The sequence below is a fragment of the uncultured Mucilaginibacter sp. genome (assembly GCF_903893715.1).
Taxonomy (GTDB): domain Bacteria; phylum Bacteroidota; class Bacteroidia; order Sphingobacteriales; family Sphingobacteriaceae; genus Mucilaginibacter.
Genome location: NZ_CAITNG010000128.1, coordinates 1 through 1,802, shown reverse-complemented (window position 1 = coordinate 1,802; position 1,802 = coordinate 1). Strand labels below are relative to the sequence as shown.

Annotated in this window: 2 protein-coding genes; one reads left to right on the top strand and one right to left on the bottom strand. The window is 42.2% G+C overall.

Going from position 1 to position 1,802, the window contains the following annotated elements; translation table 11 throughout:
- Positions 1–124: 124 nt before the first annotated feature.
- On the bottom strand, positions 125–958 hold the full coding sequence (locus QZX97_RS14640; protein WP_295655747.1) for a universal stress protein: 834 nt from the start codon (positions 956–958) through the stop codon (positions 125–127).
- A gap of 217 nt (positions 959–1,175) precedes the next feature.
- Here QZX97_RS14640 and QZX97_RS14635 point away from each other — a divergent pair, with 217 nt between their 5' ends.
- Positions 1,176–1,790, top strand: a complete 615-nt coding sequence (locus QZX97_RS14635) for a YceI family protein (protein ID WP_295655746.1) — start codon at positions 1,176–1,178, stop codon at positions 1,788–1,790.
- Positions 1,791–1,802: the final 12 nt, after the last annotated feature.

Below are 1,802 nucleotides of genomic sequence, written 5' to 3'. Positions count from 1 at the left end.
TTCCCGTCGATGGAGATACTGGAGGCGCTCCCTGTTTTTTGACCACCCGACGGGTAACTTACAAAAAACGCCCGCAGTTATGAATACAACTGCGGGCGTAACTAACAACTCACACAATCAGGTTTTAAATATCGGGTAATACCAGTACAGGGTTTTTATGCTTGTACAGCATCTTTTTACTGTTGCTGCCAGGTATCAGTTCGCCTATTAACGAATGTTTGTGGTGCACCATCACAGTAAGATCGGCACCGGCATAAGTGATGAACGATTTGAGTTGATCGTTGGTATTGCCATCGGGCAACTGCCTGAAGCTCACGTTCGGGTACTCGTAAACCTCTTTTACCAGTTTCAGGCATCCGGCAGGGCTAAAGTTCCCGCCTTCGCCAACATGGGCAATAATAATCTGCGAACAATTGATCAGGGCCAAATCAACCACAAAACTTACTGCTTCCGGATAAGCCTTTTTCAAATCTGTTGCAAAAACAATGGTTTTAAAGGGATGGAACCTGTAGTCTTCAGGCACAAATAGGATAGGGCATTTTACCTCATCTATCATGTGGTTGGTTTCGCTACCGGTAAACAAGTGCGATAGTACATCGGCACTTTTTGCACCCATCACAATAAGGTCGATATTCTTTTCCTTGAGCATTTCCTGAACTGTGTCTTCTAAGTTGCCCGTGCCGTTTAAAATGTCAATTTCAGGAATAAACTTGCCTGGTTCGCTTTGTATCCTCAGGTTATTTGCAAGCACTTGTAGTTGGGTCAGGCTTTCGTTTTTGGTTTGTTCGTAATCGTCAACCGGCCACATGCCCGTTTCGGGTACCGCTACCGATTGAAATACAGTGAACGAATGATAGAGGATTACGTTCGACTGTGCCTTTTCTGCTAACCTAAAGGCGTATAACGCAGCGTTTTCGGCCTTTTTGCCGAGGTCTGTTAACACAAGTATCGTTTTCATTGCGCTAAGTTTTAATACACTAAAGTTGGATAACAAATACGGTTTATAAAATGACTTCTATCATCTTTTCCCGCAAATCACCGTCATTTATTAGGCCGGAAATGAGGTATACTTTTGGACATAAATTAACACAAACGCAATTAAAGCACGGGTGAGTTAAAGAAAGTTAAATAAAATGATATAAATCCTGTTTTACTAACAACAAAAAATTAATCACATGAAAACTAAAATCTTTAAAAAAGCCGCCCGCGCCATCACAGGTATCATTGCAGTGGCTATTCTCTTATCAGCTCCGCAGCTTTTAAAAGCGCAGGGTAATTACAAATTGGTTGCAGCAAAAGATGTTGCTGTAAAGGTACTTGGCTCATCGAACGTTCACGATTGGGTGATGACTGCCACCGGTCTCGAAAGCCAGGGCGAGTTTAAATTTGACGCCCAAAACGAATTAACCGGGTTAACTTCACTGAACTTCTCTGTTGATGTAAAGAGCCTCAAAAGCGAGCACGCTTCGATGGACGACAGGACTTATAAAACCATCAGTGCTGATAAGTATCCTAAGGTAGTTTACAAACTTACCTCGGCTACGGTTACAACAACAGCAAAAGGTAAATACCTTATCAAAACCAAAGGCGAGCTTACCATTGCCGGCGTAACCCAACCCATCAGCATGGATGTAAACGCTGTTTTGAATGCCGACAACAGTATCAGTTGCACAGGGTCCGAAAAACTGAAATTAACCGACTACAAGATTGATCCGCCAAGCTTTTTGTTGGGCGCCATGAAAGTAACCAACGATTTAACCATACAATTCAATTTATTATTCAAAAAATAATCAACTATTTCT